The 25322-nt window shown below is 64.8% G+C and carries 21 protein-coding genes and 3 tRNA genes; 17 read left to right on the top strand and 7 right to left on the bottom strand.

All coding sequences use genetic code 11. The annotated features are described in order from the left end of the window. Positions 1-22: 22 nt before the first annotated feature. From ftsB to H6935_04525, 6 genes are all read left to right on the top strand, one after another. Complete coding sequence (gene ftsB / locus H6935_04550; GenBank protein ID MCP5277615.1) at positions 23-328, top strand: cell division protein FtsB; 306 nt, start codon at positions 23-25, stop codon at positions 326-328. Beyond that, positions 325-1704 (top strand): hypothetical protein, encoded by a 1380-nt coding sequence (locus H6935_04545; GenBank protein MCP5277614.1) that lies wholly within the window; start codon positions 325-327, stop codon positions 1702-1704. The genes ftsB and H6935_04545 overlap by 4 nt, the downstream gene beginning before the upstream one ends. After that, complete coding sequence (gene ligA, locus H6935_04540; protein MCP5277613.1) at positions 1704-3743, top strand: NAD-dependent DNA ligase LigA; 2040 nt, start codon at positions 1704-1706, stop codon at positions 3741-3743. The genes H6935_04545 and ligA overlap by 1 nt, the downstream gene beginning before the upstream one ends. Before the next feature lies 1 nt (position 3744). Beyond that, positions 3745-4629, top strand: coding sequence for a UTP--glucose-1-phosphate uridylyltransferase GalU (gene galU / locus H6935_04535; protein ID MCP5277612.1), 885 nt, complete (start codon positions 3745-3747; stop codon positions 4627-4629). 75 nt (positions 4630-4704) lie between these two features. Then, entirely contained in the window at positions 4705-5598 is an 894-nt protein-coding gene (gene galU / locus H6935_04530; protein MCP5277611.1) for a UTP--glucose-1-phosphate uridylyltransferase GalU, read from the top strand. A gap of 86 nt (positions 5599-5684) precedes the next feature. Next, positions 5685-6131, top strand: coding sequence for a YbaN family protein (locus H6935_04525; protein MCP5277610.1), 447 nt, complete (start codon positions 5685-5687; stop codon positions 6129-6131). 4 nt (positions 6132-6135) lie between these two features. On the opposite strand, the gene H6935_04520 is transcribed toward H6935_04525, so the two are convergent. The 6 genes from H6935_04520 to hpnC all read right to left on the bottom strand — a co-directional run bounded on the left by H6935_04520 (position 6136) and on the right by hpnC (position 11157). Beyond that, positions 6136-6789, bottom strand: coding sequence for a thioredoxin domain-containing protein (locus tag H6935_04520; GenBank protein MCP5277609.1), 654 nt, complete (start codon positions 6787-6789; stop codon positions 6136-6138). After that, positions 6786-7217, bottom strand: a complete 432-nt coding sequence (locus H6935_04515; GenBank protein ID MCP5277608.1) for a disulfide bond formation protein B — start codon at positions 7215-7217, stop codon at positions 6786-6788. Before H6935_04515 ends, H6935_04520 begins: the two co-directional genes overlap by 4 nt. Beyond that, a complete protein-coding gene (locus H6935_04510) occupies positions 7218-7964 on the bottom strand; it encodes an SDR family NAD(P)-dependent oxidoreductase (protein ID MCP5277607.1) in 747 nt (248 codons plus the stop codon). It lies immediately after the preceding gene. A 47-nt stretch (positions 7965-8011) separates the two neighbouring features. Then, positions 8012-9289 carry an FAD-dependent oxidoreductase gene (locus tag H6935_04505; GenBank protein MCP5277606.1) on the bottom strand — a complete coding sequence of 426 codons (1278 nt, stop codon included), beginning with the start codon at positions 9287-9289 and terminating at the stop codon, positions 8012-8014. 124 nt (positions 9290-9413) lie between these two features. Continuing rightward, positions 9414-10268 (bottom strand): presqualene diphosphate synthase HpnD, encoded by an 855-nt coding sequence (gene hpnD / locus H6935_04500; protein ID MCP5277605.1) that lies wholly within the window; start codon positions 10266-10268, stop codon positions 9414-9416. Then, positions 10258-11157: a squalene synthase HpnC gene (hpnC, locus tag H6935_04495; GenBank protein MCP5277604.1), complete on the bottom strand. Its 900-nt coding sequence runs from the start codon at positions 11155-11157 to the stop codon at positions 10258-10260. The genes hpnD and hpnC overlap by 11 nt, the downstream gene beginning before the upstream one ends. 203 nt (positions 11158-11360) lie before the next feature. On the opposite strand from hpnC, the gene H6935_04490 reads away from it, so the two are divergent. From H6935_04490 to H6935_04440, 11 genes are all read left to right on the top strand, one after another. Next, positions 11361-12503 (top strand): efflux RND transporter periplasmic adaptor subunit, encoded by a 1143-nt coding sequence (locus H6935_04490; protein ID MCP5277603.1) that lies wholly within the window; start codon positions 11361-11363, stop codon positions 12501-12503. 159 nt (positions 12504-12662) lie between these two features. After that, positions 12663-15788: an efflux RND transporter permease subunit gene (locus H6935_04485; protein ID MCP5277602.1), complete on the top strand. Its 3126-nt coding sequence runs from the start codon at positions 12663-12665 to the stop codon at positions 15786-15788. A gap of 63 nt (positions 15789-15851) precedes the next feature. Next, positions 15852-15936: transfer RNA gene (locus H6935_04480), tRNA-Leu, on the top strand. A 43-nt stretch (positions 15937-15979) separates the two neighbouring features. Then, complete coding sequence (locus H6935_04475) at positions 15980-17266, top strand: trigger factor (GenBank protein ID MCP5277601.1); 1287 nt, start codon at positions 15980-15982, stop codon at positions 17264-17266. Positions 17267-17280: 14 nt separating this feature from the next. After that, a complete protein-coding gene (clpP, locus tag H6935_04470) occupies positions 17281-17922 on the top strand; it encodes an ATP-dependent Clp endopeptidase proteolytic subunit ClpP (GenBank protein ID MCP5277600.1) in 642 nt (213 codons plus the stop codon). 41 nt (positions 17923-17963) lie between these two features. Continuing rightward, complete coding sequence (clpX, locus tag H6935_04465; protein ID MCP5277599.1) at positions 17964-19229, top strand: ATP-dependent Clp protease ATP-binding subunit ClpX; 1266 nt, start codon at positions 17964-17966, stop codon at positions 19227-19229. Positions 19230-19448: 219 nt separating this feature from the next. Beyond that, positions 19449-21860, top strand: coding sequence for an endopeptidase La (gene lon / locus H6935_04460; protein ID MCP5277598.1), 2412 nt, complete (start codon positions 19449-19451; stop codon positions 21858-21860). Between the two features lie 133 nt (positions 21861-21993). Beyond that, the gene (locus H6935_04455) at positions 21994-22266 is read left to right on the top strand and encodes an HU family DNA-binding protein (protein ID MCP5277597.1); all 273 of its coding nucleotides are present in this window, start codon (positions 21994-21996) and stop codon (positions 22264-22266) included. Between the two features lie 44 nt (positions 22267-22310). After that, positions 22311-22386: transfer RNA gene (locus H6935_04450), tRNA-Val, on the top strand. Positions 22387-22424: 38 nt separating this feature from the next. Next, positions 22425-22501: transfer RNA gene (locus H6935_04445), tRNA-Asp, on the top strand. Positions 22502-22586: 85 nt separating this feature from the next. After that, on the top strand, positions 22587-24452 hold the full coding sequence (locus H6935_04440) for a SurA N-terminal domain-containing protein (GenBank protein ID MCP5277596.1): 1866 nt from the start codon (positions 22587-22589) through the stop codon (positions 24450-24452). A 60-nt stretch (positions 24453-24512) separates the two neighbouring features. Here H6935_04440 and H6935_04435 read toward each other — a convergent pair whose 3' ends face one another. Beyond that, the gene (locus H6935_04435) at positions 24513-25304 is read right to left on the bottom strand and encodes an SDR family oxidoreductase (GenBank protein ID MCP5277595.1); all 792 of its coding nucleotides are present in this window, start codon (positions 25302-25304) and stop codon (positions 24513-24515) included. Between the last annotated feature and the right edge of the window lie 18 nt (positions 25305-25322).

The following is a 25322-nucleotide window of genomic DNA, read 5'->3' as shown; positions in this document are numbered from 1 at the left end:
TACGAGGTAGCCGCTAATTGCGATGAAGGGTCTGGCCTGGGTGATCACCTCTCTCATTGTCCTGCTGCAGTACCCCCTGTGGGTGGGCAAGGGCAGCTGGTTCCGTGTGTGGGAACTCGAGAGGGAGATCGCCGCCCAGAAGACCGCCAACCAGGCCCTGGAGATGCGCAACCTCCAGTTGGCGGCGGAGGCCCAGGACCTGCATTCCGGCTACGATGCCCTGGAGGAACGCGCCCGCTATGAACTGGGCATGGTGCGTTCCAACGAGGTCTTTTTCCACGTGGTGGAACCCGGCACCATTCCCCGGGCAGAGGTGAAGCGCCCATGATGACCACACTCCAGATCGTTCTGGCCATCGTCGGTGTCGTCCTGATCGGCGCCATCGTCGTCTACAATCTCCTGCAGGAACGCCGCTTCCGGCGGGATGCGGAGCGCATGTTCTCGCACCGGCGCGAAGACATCATGCTGGGCGAATCCGTTCGCGCCGAAGTGGAGGGCGACGAGCCCCGTTCCCGTGTCTCCTTCGGCGCGGAGGAGCCCGAAGCCCCCGAGGTGGCCCACGCCCTGAAGGACGTGGACATGGACTTTGCGCCCATGAGCCTGGAACGTGAAGGCAGCGATGCCAGCGAGTCCCGGGTCGATGAGTCCGGAGCGGCGGACGCTGCGGGGCCTGGGGGTGCAGTGGAGGCTGGCTTGCCGGATGAGCCGGAGGATATCCCCCCCGTACCTTCCCCGAAAGCAGTCCAGGAGCCCCTCGTGGAGCCTATGCCGCAACCCGTGCCCGGCGTACGGCCCCCGCCTGCGGAGCCGCCGGAGGCAAGCTGGAGGCCCCAGGCTGTCACCCAGGTTGTCAGCGATACGGAACTGGATGAGGCGGAGCACGCCCCCAGGACCAGCGGCCTGGACGTGGATACGGAATACGTGGCCCGCGTCCGTTTCGCCACCCCTTCCGCCGCCAATTTTGGCCCCATGCTTACCACCCTGCGCCGCATCGGCAAACCGGTGCGGGCCTTCGGCAAGCGCCTGGACGGTGTGTGGGAACCCCTCACCAGCCACCCCCGGGTCAGCTACGACCTGGTGGAGATCGGCCTGCAGCTGGCGGACCGCAACGGTGCCGTGAGCCACGACCAGTTGGACTCCTTCTGCCGGGCCCTCTACGGCTTCGCGGCGGAGGAGGGCGGTGCCGTGAGCTGTCCAGACAAGCAGGACGCCCTCCAGGCGGCCAAGTCCCTGGACATGCTTTGCATGGAAGTGGACGTGCTCATAGGCCTCAACATCATCGCTTCCGACGCGCGCCCCTTCACCAGCGAGGTCATCAACAAGGAGGCCCTGGAGGCCAGGATGACCCTGGAGGCAGACGGCACCTACCATGCCAAGGACCTTTTCGGTCATACCCTGTTCACCCTGGCCAACCAGCAGGACCAGCCCTTCCCACGGGACGGCCGGGGCCTCACGGTCCATGGCCTTACTCTGCTGTTCGACGTGCCCCGGGTAGCCGACGGCCTGGCGGTGTTCGACCGTATGACCCGCTTTGGTTTCGACCTGGCCTGGCGCCTGGAAGGCCGCCTGGTGGACGACAACGGCCGCCCCGTCACCGAGGACAACCTGAACCGGGACCGGGCCCGCCTGGCCTCTTTCTACGGCCGCATGGAGGCGCGGAGCATTCCGGCCGGCGGTGAACGGGCCCTCAGACTGTTCGTCTGATGGGAAGTGGGGAAGAACGGCGTGCCCGTGAACTTCGCGCCCTGATCGACGAGGCCAACTACCGCTACTACGTCCTCGACGCCCCCACGATTCCCGACAGCGAATACGACCGCCTGTTGCGGGAGCTCCAGGAGCTGGAATCGCGGCATCCCGAACTGGTCACGCCGGATTCCCCCACCCAGCGCGTCGGCGCTGCCCCCCTCAAGGATTTCGATCAAGTCACGCATGCGGTGCCCATGCTGTCCCTCAACAATGCCTTTTCCGAGGCGGAAGTGGCAGCCTTCGACCGACGTGTACGGGAAGGCCTGGAACGGGAAGCCCAGGAAATCGAATACGCCGTGGAGCCCAAGTTCGACGGCCTGGCCATCACCCTGCGCTATGAGGACGGCTTGTTCGTGCGTGGCGCCACCCGGGGAGACGGCTACACCGGCGAGGACGTGAGCACCAACCTGCGTACCGTGCGGGCCATTCCCATGCGCCTGGCTGGCGAACAGGTTCCCCAGGCGCTTGAAGTGCGGGGCGAGGTGCTCATGCTGCGCAAGGACTTCGAGCGACTCAATGACCAGGCCCGGGCCATGGGCGAGAAGACCTTCGCCAACCCCCGCAACGCCGCCGCCGGCAGCCTGCGCCAACTGGATTCCCGCATCACCGCCCAGCGCCGCCTGTCCTTCTTCGCCTATGGCATCGGGCAGGTGGAGGGGGTGGAAATGCCGGACACCCACAGCGCCATCATGGACTGGCTGGCCCGCCTGCATTTTCCCGTGGCGCCCCAGCGCGGCACGGCAAAGGGCGTCTCCGGCCTGATGGCCTTCTTCGACAAGCTGGGAGCCAGCCGGGAAACCCTGCCCTACGAGATCGACGGCGCCGTCTACAAAGTCAACCGCCTGGCCGACCAGACAACCTTGGGCTATGTGGCCAGGGCCCCCCGTTTCGCCCTGGCCCACAAGTACCCGGCCCAGGAGGAACTCACCGAGGTGCTGGCCATTGACGTACAGGTGGGCCGTACCGGTGCCCTGACCCCCGTGGCCCGGCTGAAGCCGGTGTTCGTGGGCGGCGTCACCGTCACCAACGCCACCCTCCACAACGAGGACGAGGCGCGGCGCAAGGACGTGCGGGTGGGTGACACCGTAATCGTGCGCCGGGCCGGGGACGTGATCCCCGAGGTGGTGGGCATCCTGCCGGAACGCCGTCCCATGAAGGATTTGGTGGAGCCGGCTAACCCGCCCTTCATGATGCCCGCCACCTGCCCGGAGTGCGGCGCCCCCGTGCTTCGCCTGGAAGGTGAGGCCGCCGCACGCTGTACCAACGGCCTGGCCTGCCCGGCCCAACGCAAGCAGGCGGTGATCCACTTCGCTTCACGCCGGGCCATGGACATCGAGGGCCTGGGGGACAAGCTGGTGGAACAGTTGGTGGACAGGGGGCTGGTGGCCACGCCCGCCGACATCTACGACCTGACCCACGAGCATCTGGCCGGACTGGAGCGCATGGCTGACAAGTCGGCCAGCAATTTAATCGCCGCCATCGATGCCAGCCGGGGTCGTCCCCTGGCCCGTTTCGTATTCGCCCTGGGCATCCGCCACGTGGGGGAGCAGACCGCCAAGGATCTGGCGCGCCATTTCGGCAGCCTGGAAGCCCTGATGGGGGCAGACGAGGAAGCCTTGCTGGCGGTGCCCGACGTGGGCCCCGTGGTGGCGGCCTCCATCGCCGCTTTCTTCAAGGAATCCCATAACCGTGCCGTAATTGAAGCATTGGGCCATGTCCACGCCTGGCAGGATGGGGAGGCGCGGCCTGTGGTCGCAGGCCCGCTCTCCGGCAAGATCCTGGTGCTCACCGGCACACTGCCCACCCTGACCAGGGACGAGGCCAAGGCCATGATCGAAGCGGCCGGCGGCAAGGCGGCGGGCAGCGTTTCCAAAAAGACGGACTACGTGGTCGCCGGGTCCGAGGCGGGAAGCAAGCTCGCCAAGGCCCAGGAACTGGGCATCGCCATTCTGGACGAAGACGGCTTGCTGGAATTGCTGAAAGATTCGGGAGTTTGAAATGCAAAAAGTTACCAAGGCTGTTTTTCCCGTAGCCGGCATGGGCACCCGCTTCCTGCCCGCCACCAAGGCCAATCCCAAGGAAATGCTGCCGGTGGTGGACAAGCCCCTGATCCAGTACGCGGTGGAAGAGGCGGTGGAGGCGGGCATCACCGATCTGATCTTCATCAACGGCCGCAACAAGCGGGCCATTCCCGACCACTTCGACAAGGCCTACGAGCTCGAGTCGGAACTGGAGGCCAAGGGCAAGGCCAAGCTTCTGGAGATCGTGCGCAACATCATCCCGGACCACGTCAACTGCATCTACATCCGCCAGTCCCAGGCTTTGGGCCTGGGCCATGCGGTGCTGTGCGCCGAGCCGGCGGTGATGAACGAGCCCTTCGCCGTCATCCTGGCGGACGACCTCATCGACGCCCGCCCCGGCGTCACCCGCCAGATGGTGGAGCAGTATTCCTACTTCAACTGTTCCCTGGTGGGGGTGCAGGACGTGGCGCCGGAGGAGACGGACCAGTACGGCATCGTCGTCAGCCAGCCCATGGAGGGCCGCCTGTCCCGCATCAGCGCCATGGTGGAAAAACCCAGGCCGGAAGAGGCCCCATCCACCCTTGGCGTGGTGGGGCGCTACGTCTTCACGCCGCGCATCTTCGAGCACCTGCGCCACACCGGCCGGGGCAGCGGCGGCGAGATCCAGCTCACCGACGGCATCGTCAGCCTGCTCAAGGAGCAGCAGGTGCTGGCCTACGAGTACGAGGGCAAACGCTACGATTGCGGCAGCAAGCTGGGCTACCTCCAGGCCACGGTGGAATACGCCCTCAAGCACCCGGAGTTGGCGGGGGATTTCTCTGCCTGGCTGGACGAACTGCAGGCCAGCCGTCACAGGGACTGAACAATCGGTTTGTTATTATCCGGATGTGTTTGTCCGTCATCATTCCGGGCATAGAGATAACGGAGGAGTGAATCAATGAAAAAGGTTACGAAAGCCGTGTTTCCTGCAGCCGGCATGGGCACCCGCTTCCTGCCCGCCACCAAGGCCAACCCCAAGGAGATGCTGCCCATCGTCGACAAGCCGCTGATCCAGTATGCGGCGGAAGAGGCCGCCGCCGCCGGCATCACGGACCTGATCTTCATCATCGGCCGCACCAAGCGGGCCATCGCCGACCATTTCGACAAGGCCTATGAACTGGAAGTGGAACTGGAGACCCGGGGTAAGCTCAAGGCCCTGGCGGACCTGCGCGGCACCCTGCCGCCCAACGTGAACTACATATTCATCCGCCAGGCCGAGGCCCTTGGCCTGGGCCATGCGGTGCTCTGCGCCCAGCCGGCGGTGAACGATGAGCCCTTCGCCGTCATCCTGGCGGATGACCTCATCGATGGCGAGCCCGGCGCCACCAAGCAGATGTGCGACCTCTACGACTACTACCAGTGCTCCCTGGTGGGGGTGCAGCACGTGGATCCCCAGGAAACGGGCTCCTACGGCATCGTTGCCGCTTCGTCCATGGCGGAGCGCCTGTCCCGGGTGAACAGCATCGTGGAAAAACCCAAGCCGGCGGATGCCCCCTCGAACCTGGCGGTGGTGGGGCGCTATATCCTCACGCCCCGCATCTTCCACCACCTGCGCCATATCGAGCGGGGTTCCGGCGGCGAGTTGCAGCTCACCGACGCCATCGCCGCGCTGCTGAACGAGCAGCAGGTGCTGGCCTACGAGTTCACCGGCACCCGCTACGACTGCGGCACCAAGCTGGGCTACCTGGAAGCCACGGTGGAATTCGCCCTCAAGCACCCGGAGCTGGCCGTGGAATTCAGGTCCTACCTGGAAAAGCGCTTCTGCGCGAACTGCGATCCCCTGAGAACCTGAAGCCCCGGGTATCACCAGGTGCGCCGGCGGCTGCAACGGCCCCGGTGGCCTGACGAGGTGGCATGGTTGTTGATCGGCGAATAGACATGACAGGCGGGGATTTCAGCAATGAGGTGCGCAAGCACAAGTCCCTGGTGGTGCGCTGGATATTCGCCATCCTGGGGGCCGTCTTCCTGGCCCTGGGCGTGGCGGGCATCTTCCTGCCGGTGCTGCCCACGACACCATTCCTCCTGCTGTCCGCCGCCTGTTTTGCCCGGGCTTCCAGTCGCATCTACCACTGGCTGCTCCATCACCGGTACCTGGGGCCCATCATCCTGGAGTGGCGCCTTCACCGAAGCATGCCCTATCGCGCCAAGCGCATGGCCCTGCTGCTGATCGTCCTCAGCTTCAGCACTTCCATCCTGTTCTTCGTGACCTACTGGCAGGCCCAACTGGCCATGGGACTGGCCGGCCTGGTCCTGTTCGCCTGGGTCTACCGCATACCTTCCCGGGATGGCCCGGGCACCCCCAAGGATCGGACCGGCGGGGTTTGACGCGTCAGCGGTAGCTGGCCGCCACGGCTTCCTCCACCAGCACCCGCAACTGCTCCCTGCCGAAGCTGGGCATGGGGCGGCCATTGACGAAGAATTCAGGCGTCTTCTCCACGTTCAAGGCCTTGGCGTCTTCCATGTCCTGGGCGATGACGGCCCCGATCTCGGAAGCGTCCATGTCCTGACGCAGCCTCTCCAGGTCCAGGCCCAGGCCGTCCAGATGGGGCCAGACCCGGTCCGCCTGCACACTGTGGTTCTGGACCCAGTCGTCCTGGGCCGCGTAAAGGGCCTCCAGGGTCTCCCAGTATTTGCCCTGCTTGCGGGCCGCCTCCAGGATACGGACCACCTGTTCTGAGCCGTTGTGGAACGGGGTGTAGCGCATGGCCAGCCGGATCTGGCCGGGATGGGCGGACATCAGTTCATGCACGAAGGGAAAGAAGTTGCGGCAGGTTTCGCAGGCCGGGTCGAAGAACTCCACGATGACCACCCTGGCCTCCGCTGGCCCATAGGTGGGGGAATGCATGCGCAGCAGGTTGGCCTGGTTCAGGGCCGTATGCTGGACGGTTTCTTCCTGCTTGGCGTCGGTATAGAGCCGGCTGGCCATGAAAAAGCCCAGCAGGAGAATGGCGGCAGCGATGGCGAAGATGATCTTTTGCTTCATGGGTCAGCCTTTGTACGAGATAGGGCCAGCAGGGCGACGAGGCAGGAAAAAGCCAGCAATGACATCAGGGGCAGGTCGAGGAATCCGAACCACTGCAGGGTGACCTCGCCACAGGGGACTCCCTTGGTGCAGGGGCGGATGGTCTCGGGGATGATGCCCAGCACCAGCAGCCAGTGGAACAGGGCGAAGCCCCAGCCCACCACGGCCAGGAGCAGGGCATAGCGCACCACCCGCAGGTCCAGGGGGAACAGGCCCAGGGGGATCAGGAGCACCAGGGGGAACATGAAGACGCGCTGCCACCAGCACAGTTCGCAGGGAGCCAGCCCCATCACCTCGCTGAAGAACAGGGCGCCCAGGGCGGAAGCCGCGGCCACCAGCCAGGCTAGAAAGAGCTTGTTCCAGGTGCCGGAGAAGGACTTATCCAACACTCAGGCGCCTTCCGGATAATGGACGAGTTGCCCCCGCACCTGGCGACTGTCGGGGCCCATCAGGTAGAGCAGGGTGGCGGCCACGTCGTCGCAGGTGGGCAGTTCGCTCTTGTCCTCCCCAGGATGGGTTTTCGTCCGCTGGGGCGAATGCATGGGGCCGGGGATGAGGAGATTGATGCGCTGGGAGGCATTCGACCACTCGTCCGCCTGGACCCGGAAATAGGCCTCCAGGGCGGCCTTGGAGACGGCAAACCCGCCCCAGTAGGCCTTGGGCGCGTGGCCGTGGGTCTCTCCCACCAGGATCACGGAGGCTTCGCCTGATTTCTCCAGATAAGGCTCCAGAGTGCGGTTGAGGGCGGCGGGAGCGGCGGCGTTGACCCGGAACAGTTCGATCCAGTCCGCCAGGTTTTCCTGTTTCAGGGGCTGCAGGGCCTCGAAGTCCGTGGCGCAGTGGCAAATGCCGTCCAGGCGGCCGAACTGGTAGCCGATGGCCTGGGACAGGCTTTCGAAGGCGGCATCGGTGGCGGCCGCCAGGTCCATGGGGAAAATGGCCGGCTGGGGGCCGCCCGCATCGGTGATCTCGTCGTAGACCTTTTCCAGCTTGTTCACCGAGCGGCCCAGGAGGATCACGGTGGCGCCGTGCCTGGCGAAGGCCAGGGCTGCGCTGCGGCCCAGGCCCTGGCCCGCGCCGGTGACGAGGATGATGCGGCCCTGGAGCAGGTCGGATGTGGGGGTGATGTCGTTCATGCCAAGTAGACAGAGGGTGGATTATTGACGCGGTATTTTCCCATCCCTCATGCCTCATTCCCCATCCCCAGGATCAGGCGCGCGCAATTTACGCCGCTGCGCACGGCCCCTTCAAGGGTGGCCGGGTAGGGTCCCTCCGTATAGTCTCCGGCCAGGAAGAGCCCCGGCAGGGCCGTGGCATTGGCCGGCCGCTCCATGCCCGGGTTACAGGCATAGGTGGCCCGTTTTTCCGTGATCGTCTTCCAGGACAGCAGGCGGGGCAGTGGGCCCAGGACCTTTTCCAGTTGTTTCAGGTAGGTATCCAGCAGCGCCTCGGGTCCCAGGTCCAGATGGGGGCCCTCGGCGCTTTCCACGATGCTGACCACCCCGGGGGCGATGTCGTTGCGCTCGAAGGCCCAGGGGGCCTGGCCCGGTCCCAGGCCCAGCATGGGGAAGGGGAAGGCGGGCGCGGCTTCGAAGCGCAGCCACAGGGTGAGGATGGGCTGCCAGGTGAAGCGGGCCAGGTCAGCGCGGACATCGGCCAGTTCCGGCAGGTTCTCCGTGAGGGCGCTGACCTGGCTGGGGTGGGTGGCCAGCACCACCGTGTGGAACAGCTCCTCCGGGCCATCCAGGTGCAGGCCACGGCTCTTGTCGCGCAGGCCTTCCACCCGGGTGGAGAGGCGGATTTCCGCCCCCGACCGGCGCAGGAAAGCCACGGCTGCAGCCGGCAACAGATGGCCCAGGTCGGCGCGGTTGAACACCAGGTCGCTTCCTTCCCGGGCACCCATGAGGCTGTCCCGCAGCACGTTGCAGAACACCTGGGCGGAAGCCTGGGCCAGGGGGGTGTTGAGGGCCGCGATGCAGATGGGGCCCCAGAGCCTGTCCACCAGGGCGGCGGGCTGGTACCGAAGGAGCGTCGATGCGGCCACGTCCCGATCCAGCCGGAAGCCCTTGCGCTTCAGGCCCTGCATGAACAGGACGGCGGCGATTTTCTCGCTCCAGGAGAGGCCCTTGGCCCGGAACAGACCGGCGGCCAGGTGCAGGGGCGGCGGCAGCCTGGGCAAGGCGAGGCGGAAGCCGGGCACCCGCAGGTCCAGGGGATGGTGTTCGACGAGGTCCCGGGTGCCCAGGCGTTCCAGCAGGGCCAGGGTTTCCCGGTAGGCGCCCACCATCAGGTGCTGGCCGTTGTCCACGGTGAGGTTGTCCCACACCACGGCCCGGGCCCGCCCCCCCAGTTGGCGGGCGGATTCGAACAGGGTCACGGGTACTTCGGCTTCGGCCAGGGTGACGGCGCAGGCCAGCCCGGCCCAGCCGCCGCCCACGATGGCGACGGGTGAACGGTTCACCCGTTGATCCAGCCCGTGCATCGCGTCGGCCCCGCCAAGGCGGGGGCCCAGAACAAACACTGGATTCCCGCCTTCGCGGCAATGACGGGGGCGGAGAATTGTCGGGCCAGCTTGATCACCCCTCTCATGCCGTCATCCAGGTCTTCCAAGCCAGCCACAGTTTGCGCAGGGGGGTGAGGGCGTAGCGCCGGTCCAGCACCTGGCAGCCGTCGGCGCGGATCTCCTTCAGCAGGGTGCGGTAGATGGCGGCCATGATGAGGCCGGGACGCTGGGCCCGGCGGTCCGCCGCCGGCAGCAGGGCCAGGGCCTCGTCGTATGTGGCCAGGGCCCGCTCGCACTGGAAAGCCATGAACTTGCTGAAGGCCGCGCTGTATCGGGCCTGGAGCAGGTCGTCCTCCTTCACGCCGAAGCGGGCCAGCTCGTCCTGGGGCAGGTAGATGCGGCCCCGGCGGGCGTCCTCCCCCACGTCGCGGATGATGTTGGTGAGCTGGAAGGCCAGGCCCAGCTTGTTGGCATATTTCAGGGTGGAACGATCAAGGGAGGAGGTGTCGCCTTGGCCGAAGATCAGGGCCGCCACTTCCCCCACCACCCCCGCTACCCGGTGGCAGTAGAGGTTGAGCTGCTTGAAGTCGGCGTAGCGCACCAGGCCAAGGTCCATTTCCATGCCGTCGATGACCGCCTCGAAGGACTCCTGGGGCAGGCGGAAGGCTGTGATGGCTTCCGCCAGGGCCTGGGTGACCGGGTGGCCGGGCTTGCCGGAGTAAAGATTGCCGATCTCCTCGCGCCACCAGGCCAGCTTGGCGCGGGCCACCTGGGGGTCGTGGCATTCGTCGGCGATGTCGTCCGCTTCCCGGCAGAAGGCGTAGAAGGCGGTGATGGCCCGGCGCCGGTCCGGGGGCAGGAAGCGGAAGGCGTAATAGAAGCTGGAGCCGCTGGCGGCGGCTTTCTCCTGGCAATAGGCGTGGGGATCAGTGGCCACAGCTGGTACCGCCGCCAGTGCCACAGCTGCCGCCGCTGCATCCGCCACCGGTTTGGGGACGCTTGGCGGGTATCAGGGCCTTCCAGGCCATGCCCAGCCAGTCCCGGGTGGTGAGGGTGGGGCGTTGTTTGAACACGTCGCCCTTGCTGTCATGGAGCTTTTCCAGGATGCGGGCGCCTCCCAGGATGATGAGGCGCATCTCCAGGCCCATGCGGCCGGGCAGGGCCCGGCCCAGTGGCGCGCCGGCCTGGAGCATCTTCCTGGCCCGCTCGATCTGGGACTTCATGAACTGCTGCCACAGGGCATCCATGCGGCCCTCGGCGATCTGCCTTTCGGTGACGCCGAACCGGGCCATCTCGTCCTGGGGCAGGTAGACGCGGCCCTTTTGCCAATCCACGGCGATGTCCTGGAGAAAGTTGATCAGTTGCAGGGCGGAACAAACGCCGTCGGACCAGGCCTGGTGTTTTGCGTCGGTGCCCCCGTACAGGGCCAGCAGCAGCCGGCCGATGGGATTGGCGGAACGGCGGCAGTAGCCCATGACCTCGCCGAAATCCGCGTAGCGGGTCTTGGTGCAGTCCTGCTGGAAGGCGGACAGCAGGTCGTGGAACAGGGGGAAGGGCAGCTTGTGGGCGCGAATGTGGGGCGCCAGTGCCTGGAACACCGGATGGTCAACGGTTTCGCCCCGCTCCAGGGCCTCCAGGTGGGCGTGATATTCGGCCAGCCGGGCCAGGCGCCACTCGGCTGGGTGGTCGCCCTCGTCGGCGAAGTCGTCCGCCGTGCGGGCGAAGGCATAGATGGCCTTCACCGGGGCCCGCAGGCGGGCGGGAAGGGCGATGGAGGCCACGGGGAAATTTTCGTAATGGCCGACGGTCTGGGTGGGGGTGTGCATGGCGTGTAGTTTACTGGTCAGCAGCGCTTGCCTGGTATTTGAGGAATGGGAGTCGCGCAGGGACGCCCCAAATCGCCACGGTCCTGAAGATGCAGGAATGATGTGATTGCAAGGATACGAAGCCGATGCGGCAATCCAGTGAATTCCAAATGCGTTCGATTCCGGTCAATGAGGCAGAATGAGCCCGATGAGGAGACATGCGGATGGTTGGGACTAGACGTCTGATCGGATGGTTCATCCTGGCCCTGGCATTGGCCGGGGCGGGGTATTGGCTTTGGAGCCGGCCCGCAGGGAATGGGAAAGTCAAGAAGGACAAGCCGCCCGTGCCCGTCCTGGTGGCCAGGGCCGAGGCCCATGACATGCCCGTGACACTGGAACTGGTGGGGCGGGCCGAGGCCTACGAAAGCGTCACCCTCATGGCCCGGGTGGACGGCCAGGTGGTGGCGGTGGACTTCGCCGAAGGCCAGCATGTGCGCGGTGGGCAGGTGCTGGTGCGCCTGGAGGATGGGGATTTCGTCGCCCGGCAGCGCCAGGCCGAGGCCAACCTGGCCCGGGACCAGGCCAACCTGGGCAAGGCCCGGGCGGACGTGACCCGTTATGCCGCCCTGAAAGACCAGGGCTTCGTCTCGTCAGAAAAGGTGGACGAGGTGCGCGCCCTGCTGGCTGCCGCCGAGGCCACGGTAAGAGCGGACCAGGCTGCGGTGGACCTGGCCAGGCTTCAATGGGGCTACACGGTGATTCGCGCGCCTTTCGATGGCGTGGTGGGCGCGCGCCTGGTCCATCCAGGCACGGCGGTAAAGGTGAACGACACCCAATTGGCCGTGGTGAACCGGGTCCAGCCCCTGCATGTGGGTTTCGCCGTGCCGGAAAAGTACCTGGGCCCGTTGCGCAACCGCCTGGGCCAGGGCGCCCTCAAGGTGACGGTGGGGGTGCCGGGGGAGGCCGGTCCCGTTGTGGAGGGTTCGGTGCGCTTCCTGGACAACGCCGTGGACGCCGCCACGGGCACCATCCGGATGAAGGCAGTGCTGGCCAACCAGGACGAAAGACTTACGCCGGGGCAGTTCCTGGATGTGAACCTGGTATTGGAGACGCTCAGGGATGTGGTGACAGTGCCCGCGGAAGCCGTGCAGCAGGGGCCCGAGGGCAGCTTCGTCTATGTGGTGCAGCCGGACCAGACCGCCAGGCAGCAGCCGGTGAAGCTGGCCCTGACCCGGGACGGCCGGGCCGCCCTCAGGGAAGGCCTGGCGGCGGGGGATACGGTGGTGACCGACGGCCACTCCCGCCTGACGCCCAGGTCCAAGGTGAAGATCAAGGAGCCCAATGGTGCAGTGCCCGGGCCGAAGTGAGCGGATGCCCTTGGATCGGGTGTGCGGCTGGATCGCCGCGTCAGCCTCGCCTTCTCGCAATGACGCCATCGCCAGGCCCGCAGGGCCGTGGCGATCCAGTGAGCATCTTGCCTGGACTCCGGCCCGGGCCAAGCTGACCGCTCCCTCGCGGATCTAGCCATGCAGCTGCCCGAACTCTGCATCCGCCGCCCCGTCATGACCACGCTGCTCATGGCGGCGTTCCTGGTGTTCGGCATCCTGGCCTACCGTTTCCTGCCGGTATCGGAATTGCCCAACGTGGACTTCCCCACCATCAACGTCTCCGCCAGCCTGCCCGGGGCCTCGCCGGAGACCATGGCGGCGGCGGTGGCCACGCCCCTGGAGGCCCAGTTCTCCACCATCGCCGGGGTGGGCAACATGACCTCGGTGAGCGCCCAGGGCAGCACCAGCATCACCATCCAGTTCAGCCTGGACCGGGATATCGACGCCGCCGCCCAGGACGTGCAGTCCGCCATCGCCGCCGCCCAGCGCAAGTTACCGGCGGACATGCCCACGCCGCCCTCCTTCCGCAAGGTGAACCCGGCGGACCAGCCCATCTTCTACCTGGCCATGCACTCCCCCGGCCTGCCCATGCAGGCGGTGAACGAGTTCGCAGAGACCCAGCTGGCCCAGCGCATTTCCACTATCCCCGGCGTGGCCCAGGTGCTCATCTACGGCGCCCAGAAATACGCGGTGCGCATCCAGGCGGACCCCCGCCAGCTGGCGGCCCGGGGCATCGGCCTCGACGAACTCCAGGCGGCCATCAAGGCAGCCAACGTGAACCAGCCCACGGGCACCCTGGACGGGCCCTTGCAGAGCATCGCCATCAAGACCGACGGCCAGCTGGAAACGGCCGCGGCCTACCGGCCCCTGGTGGTGGCCTGGCGCAACGGCGCGCCGGTACGCCTGGAAGAAGTGGCCACGGCCGTGGACGGCATCGAGGACAACAAGCGTTCCAACTGGCTGTGGAACCAGGCGGGCAGCAAGCGTTCCATCATCCTGGCCATCCAGCGCCAGCCCGGGGCCAACACGGTCCAGACCGTGGAGGCCATCAAGGCCGTGCTGCCCGCGTTCCAGGAGAAACTCCCCGCCTCGGTGAGCCTGGAGGTGATGTACGACCGCAGCCTCTCCATCCGGGATTCGGTGCTGGACGTGCAGTTCACCCTCATCCTGGCGGGGTGCCTGGTGGTGCTGGTGATTCTGCTGTTCCTGCGCAACCTGTCCGCCACCGCAATTCCCGCTGTGGCCCTGCCCATCTCCGTCATCGGCACCTTCGCGGTGATGTGGGCCCTGGGCTACAGCCTGGACAACCTCTCCCTGCTGGCCCTGACCCTGGCCGTGGGCTTTGTTGTGGACGACGCCATCGTCATGCTGGAGAACATCATGCGCCACGTGGAGGCGGGGGAGCCTCCCTTCCGGGCCGCCATACAGGGGGCCCGGGAGATCGGCTTCACCATCGTCTCCATGACCCTGTCCCTGGTGGCGGTGTTCATCCCCGTGATGTTCATGGGCGGCATCATCGGCCGCCTGTTGCACGAGTTCGCGGTGACCATCTCCGCCGCCATCCTGGTGTCCGGTTTCGTCTCCCTGACCCTGACGCCCATGCTGGCCAGCCGCTACATCAGGCCGGAGGCGGGGAAGAAGCACGGCCAGGTGTACCGTGCCCTGGAAAGGGTGTTCGAAGCCATGCTGGGGGCCTATCGGGTAAGTCTGGGCTGGGCCATGGCCCACTCAGGAGTGATCCTCCTGGTGTTCTTCGGCACCGTGGTGGCCAGCGTGTGGATGTATGTAGCCATACCCAAGGACTTCCTGCCCAGCGGCGACACCGGCCGCATCCTGGCCTACACTGAAGGCGCCCAGAACACCTCCTTCGCCGCCATGGTGGAGCGCCAGCGCCAGGTGGCGGCCATCGCCGCCCGGGAGCCGGACATCGCCACCTTCATGTCGGTGGTGGGGGCGGGAGGCTCCCGCATCACGGCCAACAGCGGCATCATGCTCTTCACCCTTAAGCCCAGGTCGGAACGCAAGCTCTCGCCGGACGAGCTCATCGAAAAGCTGCGTCCCAGGCTGAATTCCGTGCCGGGCGTCAAGGTCTCTCTGCAGAACCCGCCCCCCATACGCGTCACGGCCCAGATCACCGCGGCCCAGTACCAGTACACCCTGCAATCCACGGACCTGGCGGAGCTGTACCACTGGACCGACGTGATGCTGGAACGCATGCGCCACCTGCCAGGCTTCGAGGACGTGAACAGCAACCTCAACGACAAGAGCCCCGCCATCGCCCTGGACATCGACCGGGACAGGCTGGTGGCCCTGGGCCTGACCTATGGCCAGGTGGAGGACGCCCTGCAGTCCGCCTTCAGCGGGCGGCAAATCTCCACCATTTATGGCAACGCCAACCAGTACCAGGTGATCCTGGAGCTGGCGCCGGAGTTCCTGGCGGACCCCGACACCCTGTCGCGGCTGCACGTGCGTGCCAGCAGCGGCCAACTGGTGCCCCTGGATGCCGTGGCCCGCATCACCCGCAGGTCCCAGGCCCTCACCATCAACCACCTGGGCCAGCTCCCGGCGGTGACCATATCCTTCAACCTGCAGTCCGGAGTGTCCCTGGGAGAAGCGGTGGAGCGTATCCGGGCGGTGGAGCGGGAACTGCGCCTGCCCGCCTCCCTGAACACCGGCATGCAGGGTGCGGCCCAGGCCTTCGAGGAATCCCAGAAGGGGCTGGGCCTGTTGCTGCTGGTGGCGGTGCTGGTGGTCTACCTGGTGCTGGGCATCCTGTATGAGAGCTTCATCCATCCCCTGACCATCCTCTCCGGCCTGCCCTCCGCCGGCCTGGGGGCCCTGGCCACCCTCATGCTGTTCCAGGTGGACCTGAGCCTCTACGCCTTCGTGGGGGTCATCATGCTGGTGGGCATCGTCAAGAAGAACGCCATCATGATGATCGACTTCGCCCTGGAGCGTCAGCGCAAGGCGGGCATGGATCCGGCGGAAGCCATCCGCCAGGCCTGCCTGGTGCGATTCCGCCCCATCATGATGACCACCCTGGCGGCCCTGGCCGGCACCCTGCCCATCGCCGTGGCCTACGGCGCCGGCGGCGAGATCCGCCAGCCCCTGGGCCTGGCGGTGATTGGCGGCCTGGTGGTGTCCCAACTGCTCACCCTGTACATCACGCCGGTGATTTACCTTGCTCTGGAGCGTTTTGTGCGTTTTGGTGCAAAAGCAGGTGAATCTGGCAGGGGGTCGGCCATTAATAGCGACACAATCTAGGTCTTTTGCACGGGGCAAATCGTCCAATTTGGTGCGTGATAAAATCCGTGCTTTATTGGCTTTGCGGAAGTGGCGGAATTGGTAGACGCACTGGATTTAGGTTCCAGCGCCGCAAGGTGTGCAGGTTCGAGTCCTGTCTTCCGCACCATGGCCTGTTTATTGCTGCACATTCGTATGTACAAGGAAAATTCATGACTGCAACCGTAGAAACCCTGGATGGCCTGACCCGTCGCGTGAACCTGACCCTGAACCAGGAGCAGGTGGAGACTGAGGTGAAGAAGCGCCTGGCCCGCATTGCCAAGACCGTGCGCATGGATGGCTTCCGCCCCGGCAAGGCTCCCATGAGCATCGTCGCCGCCCGCTACGGCGGCGAAGTGCGTGGCGAGGTGCTGAGCGACGCTCTCCAGGGCGCCTTCAGCGACGCCATGAACGACAACAAGCTGGCCGTGGCCGGGTATCCCCGCTTTGCCGCCGGCGAGGCGGGCGCCTTCACTGCCACCTTCGAGGTGTTCCCGGAGATTGCCCTGGGTGACGTATCCCAGATCAAGGTGACCCGTCCCGTGGTGGAAGTGGGCGATGCCGACGTGGACCGCACCCTGGACGTGCTGCGCAAGCAGCGCATCCAGTACCACGCCGTGGACCGGGAAGCCCGGGAAGGCGACCGGGTGCACATCGACTATCTGGGCAGGATCGACGGCGAGCCCTTCCAGGGCGGCGAGGCCAAGGACTTCCCGGTGATCCTGGGCGAGGGCCGCACCCTGAAGGACTTCGAGGGCAGCCTGGCGGGGATGAAGGCCGGCGAGACCAAGAGCTTCGACGTGGCCTTCCCCGAGGACTACTTTGCCAAGGAACTGGCCGGCAAGACCGCCACCTTCGAGGCCACCATGAAGTCCGTGCACGAGTCCCACCTGCCCGAAGTGGACGACACCTTTGCCCAGAGCATGGGCGTGCACGAGGGCGGCGTGGCCAAACTGCGTGAAGAGATCGCCAGCAACCTGAGCCGGGAGGCCAAGCGCCGCATCCTGGCCAAGGTGAAGGAGCAGGTGCTCAACGGCCTGCTGGAGACCACGCCCTTCGAAGTGCCTTCGAACCTGGTGGCCATGGAGCGCCATGCCCTGCACGAGAAGGCTGTCAACGACCTGAAGGCCCGGGGCATGAAAGAGTCGGACATCAAGATGAACGACGACATCTTCGAGCCCCAGGCAAAGCGCCGCGTTTCCCTCGGTCTGCTCATGGACCACATCGTCACCAGCCAGGGCATCACCGCCCAGGACGACCAGGTGCGCGTCCTGGTGGACGAGTTTGCCCAGAGCTACGAGGACCCCGCCGAGGTGGTGGCCTGGTACTACCAGGACCCGTCCCGCCTGAAGGAGGCCAAGGCCCTGGTCATGGAAGAAAACATCGTTTCGTGGGTGCTGGACAAGGCCCAGGTGACCGACGAACCCGCAACCCTTGAAAAACTGATGGGGAACGCTTGATGAGCAGCATCCTGATGCAAAATGGCTTTAACACCAGCGGTTGGACCCAGGAGCCTTCCGACCTGGGCTACATCCCCATGGTCATCGAGCAGAGCGGCCGGGGAGAGCGGGCCTACGATATCTATTCCCGCCTGCTCAAGGAGCGTGTGGTGTTCATGGTGGGGCCGGTCAACGACATGACAGCCAACCTGGTGGTGGCCCAGTTGCTGTTCCTGGAGTCCGAGAACCCGGACAAGGACATCCACCTGTACATCAATTCCCCCGGCGGCTCCATCACTGCCGGCATGGGCATCTACGACACCATGCGCTTCATCAAGCCGGACGTGAGCACCCTGTGCGTGGGCCAGGCCGCCAGTATGGGCGCGTTCCTGTTGTCCGCCGGCGCCAAGGGCAAGCGCTACGTGCTGCCCAACTCCCGCGTCATGATCCATCAGCCCCTGGGGGGCTTCCAGGGCCAGGCCACGGACATCGAGATCCACGCCAAGGAGATCCTGTACCTGAAGCAGCGGCTCAACACCCTGCTGGCGGAGCATACCGGCCAAACGCTGGAGACCATCGAGCGGGATACGGAGCGGGATAACTTCATGAGCGCCGAGTCTTCCGTGTCTTACGGCCTGGCCGACAAAGTGCTGGTCAGCCGGAACGATGGGTTGTAAACTTGAGTAAAACTATCGGGTATTGGTCATAGGACGTGAAAATGGCGGACAAACAGGGCGACGACAAACTCCTTTACTGCTCCTTCTGCGGCAAGAGCCAGCATGAGGTGCGCAAGCTCATCGCCGGCCCGTCGGTGTTCATCTGCGACGAGTGCGTGGACCTGTGCAACGACATCATCCGCGAGGACATCAGCAAGGATCCCGAAAAGACCAGCGGCGAGAAACTGCCTACGCCTCTGGAGATTCGAGACGTGCTGGATCAGTACGTCATCGGCCAGTACCTGGCCAAGAAGGCCCTGGCGGTGGCGGTGTACAACCACTACAAGCGCCTGCGCCAGCCCGGTGGCTCAGGCAAGGAAGAAGAGGTTGAACTGGCCAAGAGCAACATCCTGCTCATCGGCCCCACCGGATCCGGCAAGACCCTGCTGGCCCAGACCCTGGCCCGCCTGCTCAACGTGCCCTTCGTCATGACCGACGCCACCACCCTGACCGAAGCCGGCTACGTGGGCGAGGATGTGGAGAACATCATCCAGAAGCTCTTGCAGAAGTGCGACTACGACGTGGAGAAGGCCAAGAACGGCATCGTCTACATCGACGAGATCGACAAGATCTCCCGCAAGTCCGACAACCCCTCCATTACCCGGGACGTGTCCGGCGAGGGCGTGCAGCAGGCCCTGCTGAAGTTGATCGAGGGCACCGTGGCCTCCATCCCTCCCCAGGGCGGGCGCAAGCACCCGAACCAGGAGTACATCCAGGTGGACACCACCAATATCCTGTTCATCGTGGGCGGCGCCTTCAGCGGCCTGGAACGGGTGATACGGAACCGCACCGAGAAATCGGGCATCGGTTTCGGCGCCGAGGTGAAGTCCAAGGACAACCGCAAGGACATCGGCGAAGTGTTCAAGATGGTGGAGCCCGAGGACCTGATCAAGTACGGCCTGATTCCCGAGTTCGTCGGCCGCCTGCCGGTCATAGCCACCCTGGAGGAACTGGACGAAAAGGCCCTGGTGAAGATCCTCACCGAGCCCAAGAACGCTCTGGTCAAGCAGTTCCAGAAACTCTTCAAGATGGAAGGCGCGGACCTGGAGTTCCGCGAGGAGGCCCTGCTGGCCATCGCCACCCGGGCCCTCAAGCGCAAGACCGGCGCCCGGGGCCTGCGCTCCATCATCGAGCATTCCCTGCTGGACATCATGTTCGAGTTGCCGGGCATGAAGGACGTGAACAAGGTGGTGGTGGACGAGAAGGCCATCAGCGGTGAAGGCAAGCCTTTGCTGATGTACGCCGAACAGGCCAAGGCCGCGGGCTGAAGGATTTGCCCTGTTTGCGGTGAATACGCTGCGCTTGTACCCACCATGGCTTGGCTGCGCCAGTTCTGACTAGGGTGGATAGGGCGGTTGTGTCGCATCCACCAAGGCTTTGCCCAGTTCTTTAGACGTTTGGCCGCCCCGCCGGCTTGAAATACAGGCCGGCGGCCTGAGATAGCTTACTCACGTGTGCACGGGCCTGATTGCCCGTCGGAGATTCTAATGAGCCAAACCGCGTTGTTCCTGGAACCCGTTTCCCTGCCCCTGTTGCCCCTGCGGGACGTGGTGGTGTTTCCCCACATGGTAATTCCCCTCTTCGTGGGGCGCCCCAAGTCCATAAAGGCCCTGGAGACCGCCATGGAAGGCGGCAAGCACATCCTACTGGTAGCCCAGAAATCCGCCGCCAAGGATGAGCCTTCATTTGATGACCTTTACCGAGTGGGCGCCATCGCCAGCATTCTGCAGATGCTTAAATTGCCGGACGGCACAGTGAAGGTGCTGGTGGAGGGCAACCAGCGGGTGCACGTGGACGAGTTCATCGACGAGGACACCCATTTCGTGGGTCGCGCCACGCCCCTGGAAGAGAACCTGGGGGACGACTCCGAGATCGAGGCCATGCGCCGCGCCCTGCTGGCCCAGTTCGACAACTACGTCAAGCTGAACAAGAAGATTCCCCCCGAGATCCTGGCCTCCCTGGCCGGCATCGATGATGCAGGCCGCCTCACCGACACCATCGCCGCCCATCTACCCCTGAAGCTGGAGCAGAAGCAGGCCATCCTGGAGATGTCAGACCTGAAGGCCCGCCTGGACCACCTCATGGGCTTCATGGAAACGGAGATTGACATCCTCCAGGTGGAGAAGCGCATCCGCGGCCGGGTCAAGCGCCAGATGGAGAAGAGCCAGCGGGAGTACTACCTGAACGAGCAGGTGAAGGCTATCCAGAAGGAACTGGGCGAGATCGAGGAAGGCGCCGAGCTGGACGAGCTGGAGAAGAAGATCAAGGCCGCCCACATGTCCAAGGAGGCCCTCAAGAAGGCCGAGGCGGAGCTGAAGAAGCTGAAGATGATGTCACCCATGTCAGCCGAGGCCACCGTGGTGCGCACCTATATCGACACCCTCATCAACCTTCCCTGGCGCAAGAAGACCAAGATCAGCAAGGACCTGGATGCCGCTCAGGTGACCCTGGACACGGATCACTACGGCCTGGAAAAGGTGAAGGAGCGCATCGTCGAGTACCTGGCGGTACAGCAGCGCGTGGACAAGCTGAAAGGTCCCATCCTGTGCCTGGTGGGTCCGCCCGGCGTGGGCAAGACCTCCCTGGGCCAGTCCATCGCCAAGGCCACCAACCGCAAGTTCGTGCGCATGGCCCTGGGCGGCGTGCGGGACGAGGCTGAGATTCGCGGCCACCGCCGCACCTACATCGGCTCCCTGCCGGGCAAGGTGTTGCAGAGCCTGTCCAAGGTGGGTGTGAAGAACCCGCTTTTCCTGCTGGACGAGGTGGACAAGATGGGTCAGGACTTCCGCGGCGACCCGTCTTCCGCCCTGCTGGAGGTGCTTGACCCGGAACAGAACCACACCTTCCAGGACCACTACGTGGAAGTGGACTACGACCTCTCCGACGTGATGTTCGTGGCCACCGCCAATTCCATGAACATTCCCGCGCCATTGCTCGACCGCATGGAGGTGATCCGTCTCTCCGGCTACACCGAGGACGAGAAGGTCAACATCGCCCAGCGCTATCTGCTGCCAAAGCAGATGAAGAACAACGGCCTGAAGGAAGAGGAATTGGCCGTGTCCGAGGGAGCGCTGCGGGACATCCTGCGCTATTACACCCGGGAATCAGGCGTGCGGGGCCTGGAGCGGGAGATCTCCAAGATCTGCCGCAAGGCCGTGACGGCCCAGGCCCTGAAGAAAGCCAGGGGCAAGATCAACGTGACGCCCAAGAACCTGGAAAAGTACCTCGGAGTGCGTCGCTATTCCTACGGCATCGCCGAAAAGGAAAACCAGGTGGGCCAGGTCACAGGCCTGGCGTGGACCGAGGTTGGGGGTGAACTGCTCACCATCGAGACCACCACCATGCCCGGCAAGGGCGGCATAACCCGTACCGGACAACTTGGCGACGTGATGAAGGAGTCCATCGAAGCGGCCCGCACCGTGGTACGCAGCCGGGCGAGCAAACTGGGCATTGCCGCCGATGCGTTCGAAAAGCGAGACATGCATATCCACATGCCCGAGGGCGCCACCCCCAAGGACGGGCCCTCCGCCGGCATAGCCATCACCACCGCCATGGTGTCTTCCCTCACGGGTATCCCGGTGCGTTGCGACGTGGCCATGACCGGTGAGATCACCCTGCGGGGCGAGGTGCTGCCCATAGGCGGCCTGAAGGAAAAACTGCTGGCAGCCCATCGCGGCGGCATCAAGAAGGTGCTGATACCCCAGGAAAACGTGAAGGATCTTGCCGAGATTCCAGACAACATCAAGAACCGCCTGGACATCCAGCCCGTGAAGTGGATCGAGCAGGTGCTGGAAGCCGCCCTGGAGCGAGTTCCCGAGCCATTGACGGAAGAAGAGGCGGTGGAGGGCCAGGCCAAGGTCAAGTCCACCGACGAGGCTCCCGCGGTCATCAAGCACTAAACCCTAGAGGGCGGGTGAGTCATGTGCCCGCCCGAGCATAATTCCTTGGGGGTTGTAACACCGCGCCCCGTATTGATATAACGAATAGACCGTGATTGGCCCGTTTACGGACAATTAATAAAGGAGACGTGTGGTGAACAAATCAGACCTGATCGAAGCCGTCGCGGCCCAGGCCGACATCTCCAAGGCGGCCGCCGGCCGGGCCCTGGATGCGGCCATGGATGCAGTCAAGAAGGCCCTGAAAAAAGGCGAGATGGTCACCCTGGTGGGTTTCGGTTCCTTCTATGTGGGCAAGCGCGCGGCCCGTGCCGGGCGCAATCCGCGCACGGGCGCCACCATCAAATTGAAGGCTGCAAAAATTCCTAAATTTAGGGCTGGAAAAGCGCTGAAAGATACTGTACAGTAGCGATCTTTCTGCGGGTGTGAGTGGGTTTCCCGGCACGCTTCGTAGGGTGCTTAGCTCAGTTGGTAGAGCGTCGCCCTTACAAGGCGAATGTCGGCGGTTCGACCCCGTCAGCACCCACCAGAAAACAATATAAGCAATAACAGCAGTACCAGGTTTTAGGAGTGGTAGTTCAGTCGGTTAGAATACCGGCCTGTCACGCCGGGGGTCGCGGGTTCGAGTCCCGTCCACTCCGCCAACACCTCAAAGGCGAACGTGAGTTCGCCTTTTTTTTTGTGGTTGCCATTTCAGGTTTCACCGTCAACAGAGATACGCCATCAGCCATGTTAGAAGCAATCCGCGAACGCGCCCAAGGTTGGATCGCCAAGGTCATTCTGGCCTTGCTCATCGTCCCTTTCGCACTTTGGGGCATCGATTCCTACTTCTCCGGCGGGGGCAAGGAAAAGCCCGCGGCCACGGTGGAGGGCGAAGACATCTCCCAGCGGGATTTCCTCAAGGCCTTGCGTGACCAGCAGGAAGCCATGGGCGCTCAGGTGGAGGACAAGGCCCTGCGCCAGCTGGTGATGGATCAGTTGGTCCACACCACGTTGTTGACCCAGGCGGCGTTCAAGTCGGGTTTCACCATCCTGGAACCGCAAATCCTGTCCATGCTGTCCAGCCTTGAGGCTTTCCAGGAAAACGGCCAGTTCTCCCAGGCCCGCCTGGATACCTGGCTGCGCAGCCGCGGCATGAGCCAGGGCGAGCTCATGGGCATGCTGCAGCAGGACCAGTTGCTGCGCCAGATCCAGGTGGGGCTGGGGGAGGGTGCATTGGTACCCCGTCCCAGCGTCGTCCAGATGGCGGGACTCATAGGCCAGCAGCGGGAAGTGAACGAGATCGGCTTCGAGGCCCAGGACTATACCGCCCAGATCAAGTTGGACGACAAGGCTGTGCAGGCCGAATACGAGGCCAACAAGGACAAGTACGCCACGCCGCGCCAGGCGAAGTTCCAGTACGCCGTGCTGTCCCAGACCCTCCTGGAACAGGGCATCCAGGTGTCCGACGAGGAAGCGAAGAAGTATTACGAGGCCAACCAGGCCCGCTACCAGGAGCCCGAGCGCCGCCGTGCCAGCCACATCCTCATCCAGGCGCCCGAAGGGGGCGATGCAGCCACCAAGGCTGCCGCCAAGGCCAAGGCGGAGCAGGTCCTGGCCGAGGTGCGCAAGACCCCCGGGAAATTTGCCGACCTGGCCCGCCAGCACTCCCAGGACCCGGGCTCGGGCCAGAACGGTGGCGACCTGGGGGCCTTCACCCGGGACATGATGGTGAAGCCCTTCTCCGACGCCGCCTGGTCCATGAAGCCCGGCGAAATCAGCGGCCTGGTGGAATCCCAGTTCGGCTTCCACATCATCCGCCTGGACGGAGTTCTTCCCGGGGCCAAGATGGGCTTCGACGTGGTCAAGGGTGAGATCCAGCAGGCCCTGCGCCAGCAGGAAGCCCAGCGTCGCTTCGCCGAGGCGGCGGAGCGCTTCAGCAACATGGTGTACGAGCAGCCTGAAAGCCTGGAGCCCGTGGCCAAGGAATTCGGTCTGAAGCTGGAGACCACGGACTGGGTCCACGAGCGCAGCACCAGCCCTGCGTTTCTCGCCAACAAGCGACTGATGGAGTCATTGTTTTCAGAGGACAGCCTGAACAAGCACCACAACGTGGAGGCGGTGGAGGTGGCCCCCAACACCCTGGTGTCCGCCCGGGTGCTGGAGTTCCGGCCCGCGGGCCTTTTGCCCCTGGCCGCCGTGGCCCAGGATATCCGGGCCAGCCTGACCAAGGCCCAGGCCGGAAAATTGGCCACGGAGGCTGGCCAGAAGGCCCTGGCGGCTGCCCAGGCCGGCAAGGACATCAGCGGCTGGTCCGCCCCCATGACCCTTTCCCGTGCCCAGCCCCTCAACGTGCCCAGGGAAGCCCTGAAGGCGGTGTTCCGCGCCAACGTCACCAAGCTGCCTGCCTACGTAGGGACGGAAACGGCCGAGGGCTATCGCCTCTATCGCATCAACAAGGTGGTGAACGTGGATGCCGCCGCCCAGATGGAACGGATGCGCGCCGACATGCGCCGCCTCGTTGCCCAGGAGGAAGTCCGCGCCTATCTGGAAAACCTCAAGGCCAAGGCGGACATCCACATCGAACCTTCCTCCCTGGAGGCCGCCCCCGAATAAAGTGGGATGAGGATAGAAAAAAGGCCGGCGCCAAGCCGGCCTTTATTTTTTGGATTGGACTTACTCGTCCACCGCCAGGCCTGCGGTGCTGTTGAAGCCCGCATCCACGTAGGTTATCTCGCCGGTGATGCCGGAGGCCAGGTCGGAAAGCAGGAAAGCGGCGGCGTTGCCCACTTCCTCGATGGTGACGTTGCGGCGCAGGGGGGAGTGCTGTTCGCCCCAGGCCAGGAGCTTGTTGAAATCGGAGATGCCGGCGGCAGCCAGGGTCTTGATGGGGCCGGCGGAGATGCCGTTTACGCGGATGCCCTTGGGTCCCAGGCTGGCGGCCATGTAGTAGACCCCGGTCTCCAGGCTGGCCTTGGCCAGGCCCATGACGTTGTAGTGGGGCACGTAGCGCACGGCGCCCAGGTAGGACAGGGTCAGCATGGCGGCGGGGCGGCCTTCCATCAGGGGCAGGGCGGCCTTGGCCAGGGCGGTGAAGGAGTAGCTGGAGATCTCGTGGGCGATGCGGAAATTATCCCGGTTCACATGCTCCAGGTAGTTTCCCGCCAGGGCTTCCTTGGGGGAGAAGGCGATGGAATGCACCAAGCCGTCCAGTATGCCCCAGCGCTTGCCGAGTTCCTCGAACAACGCACTGATTTCTTCATCGCTGGCCACGTCGCAGGGCAGGACGGGGCAGGCCTCGCCAAAGTCCCTGGCCAGGCCTTCCACGCGTTCCTTCACCTTGTCGTTCTGGTAGGTGAAGGCCAGTTCGGCACCTTGCCGGTGGCAGGACTTGGCGATGCCGTAGGCGATGGAGCGGTTGCTGATGACCCCGGTGACGAGGATTTTCTTGCCGGCAAGAAAGCCCATGTTGCGGATCCCTGAATT

Source organism: Thiobacillus sp. (genome assembly GCA_024235835.1).
In the GTDB taxonomy this organism is placed as follows: domain Bacteria; phylum Pseudomonadota; class Gammaproteobacteria; order Burkholderiales; family Thiobacillaceae; genus PFJX01.
Note: the sequence above shows the minus strand (reverse complement) of the source record. Positions and strands in the feature narration are given on the sequence as shown.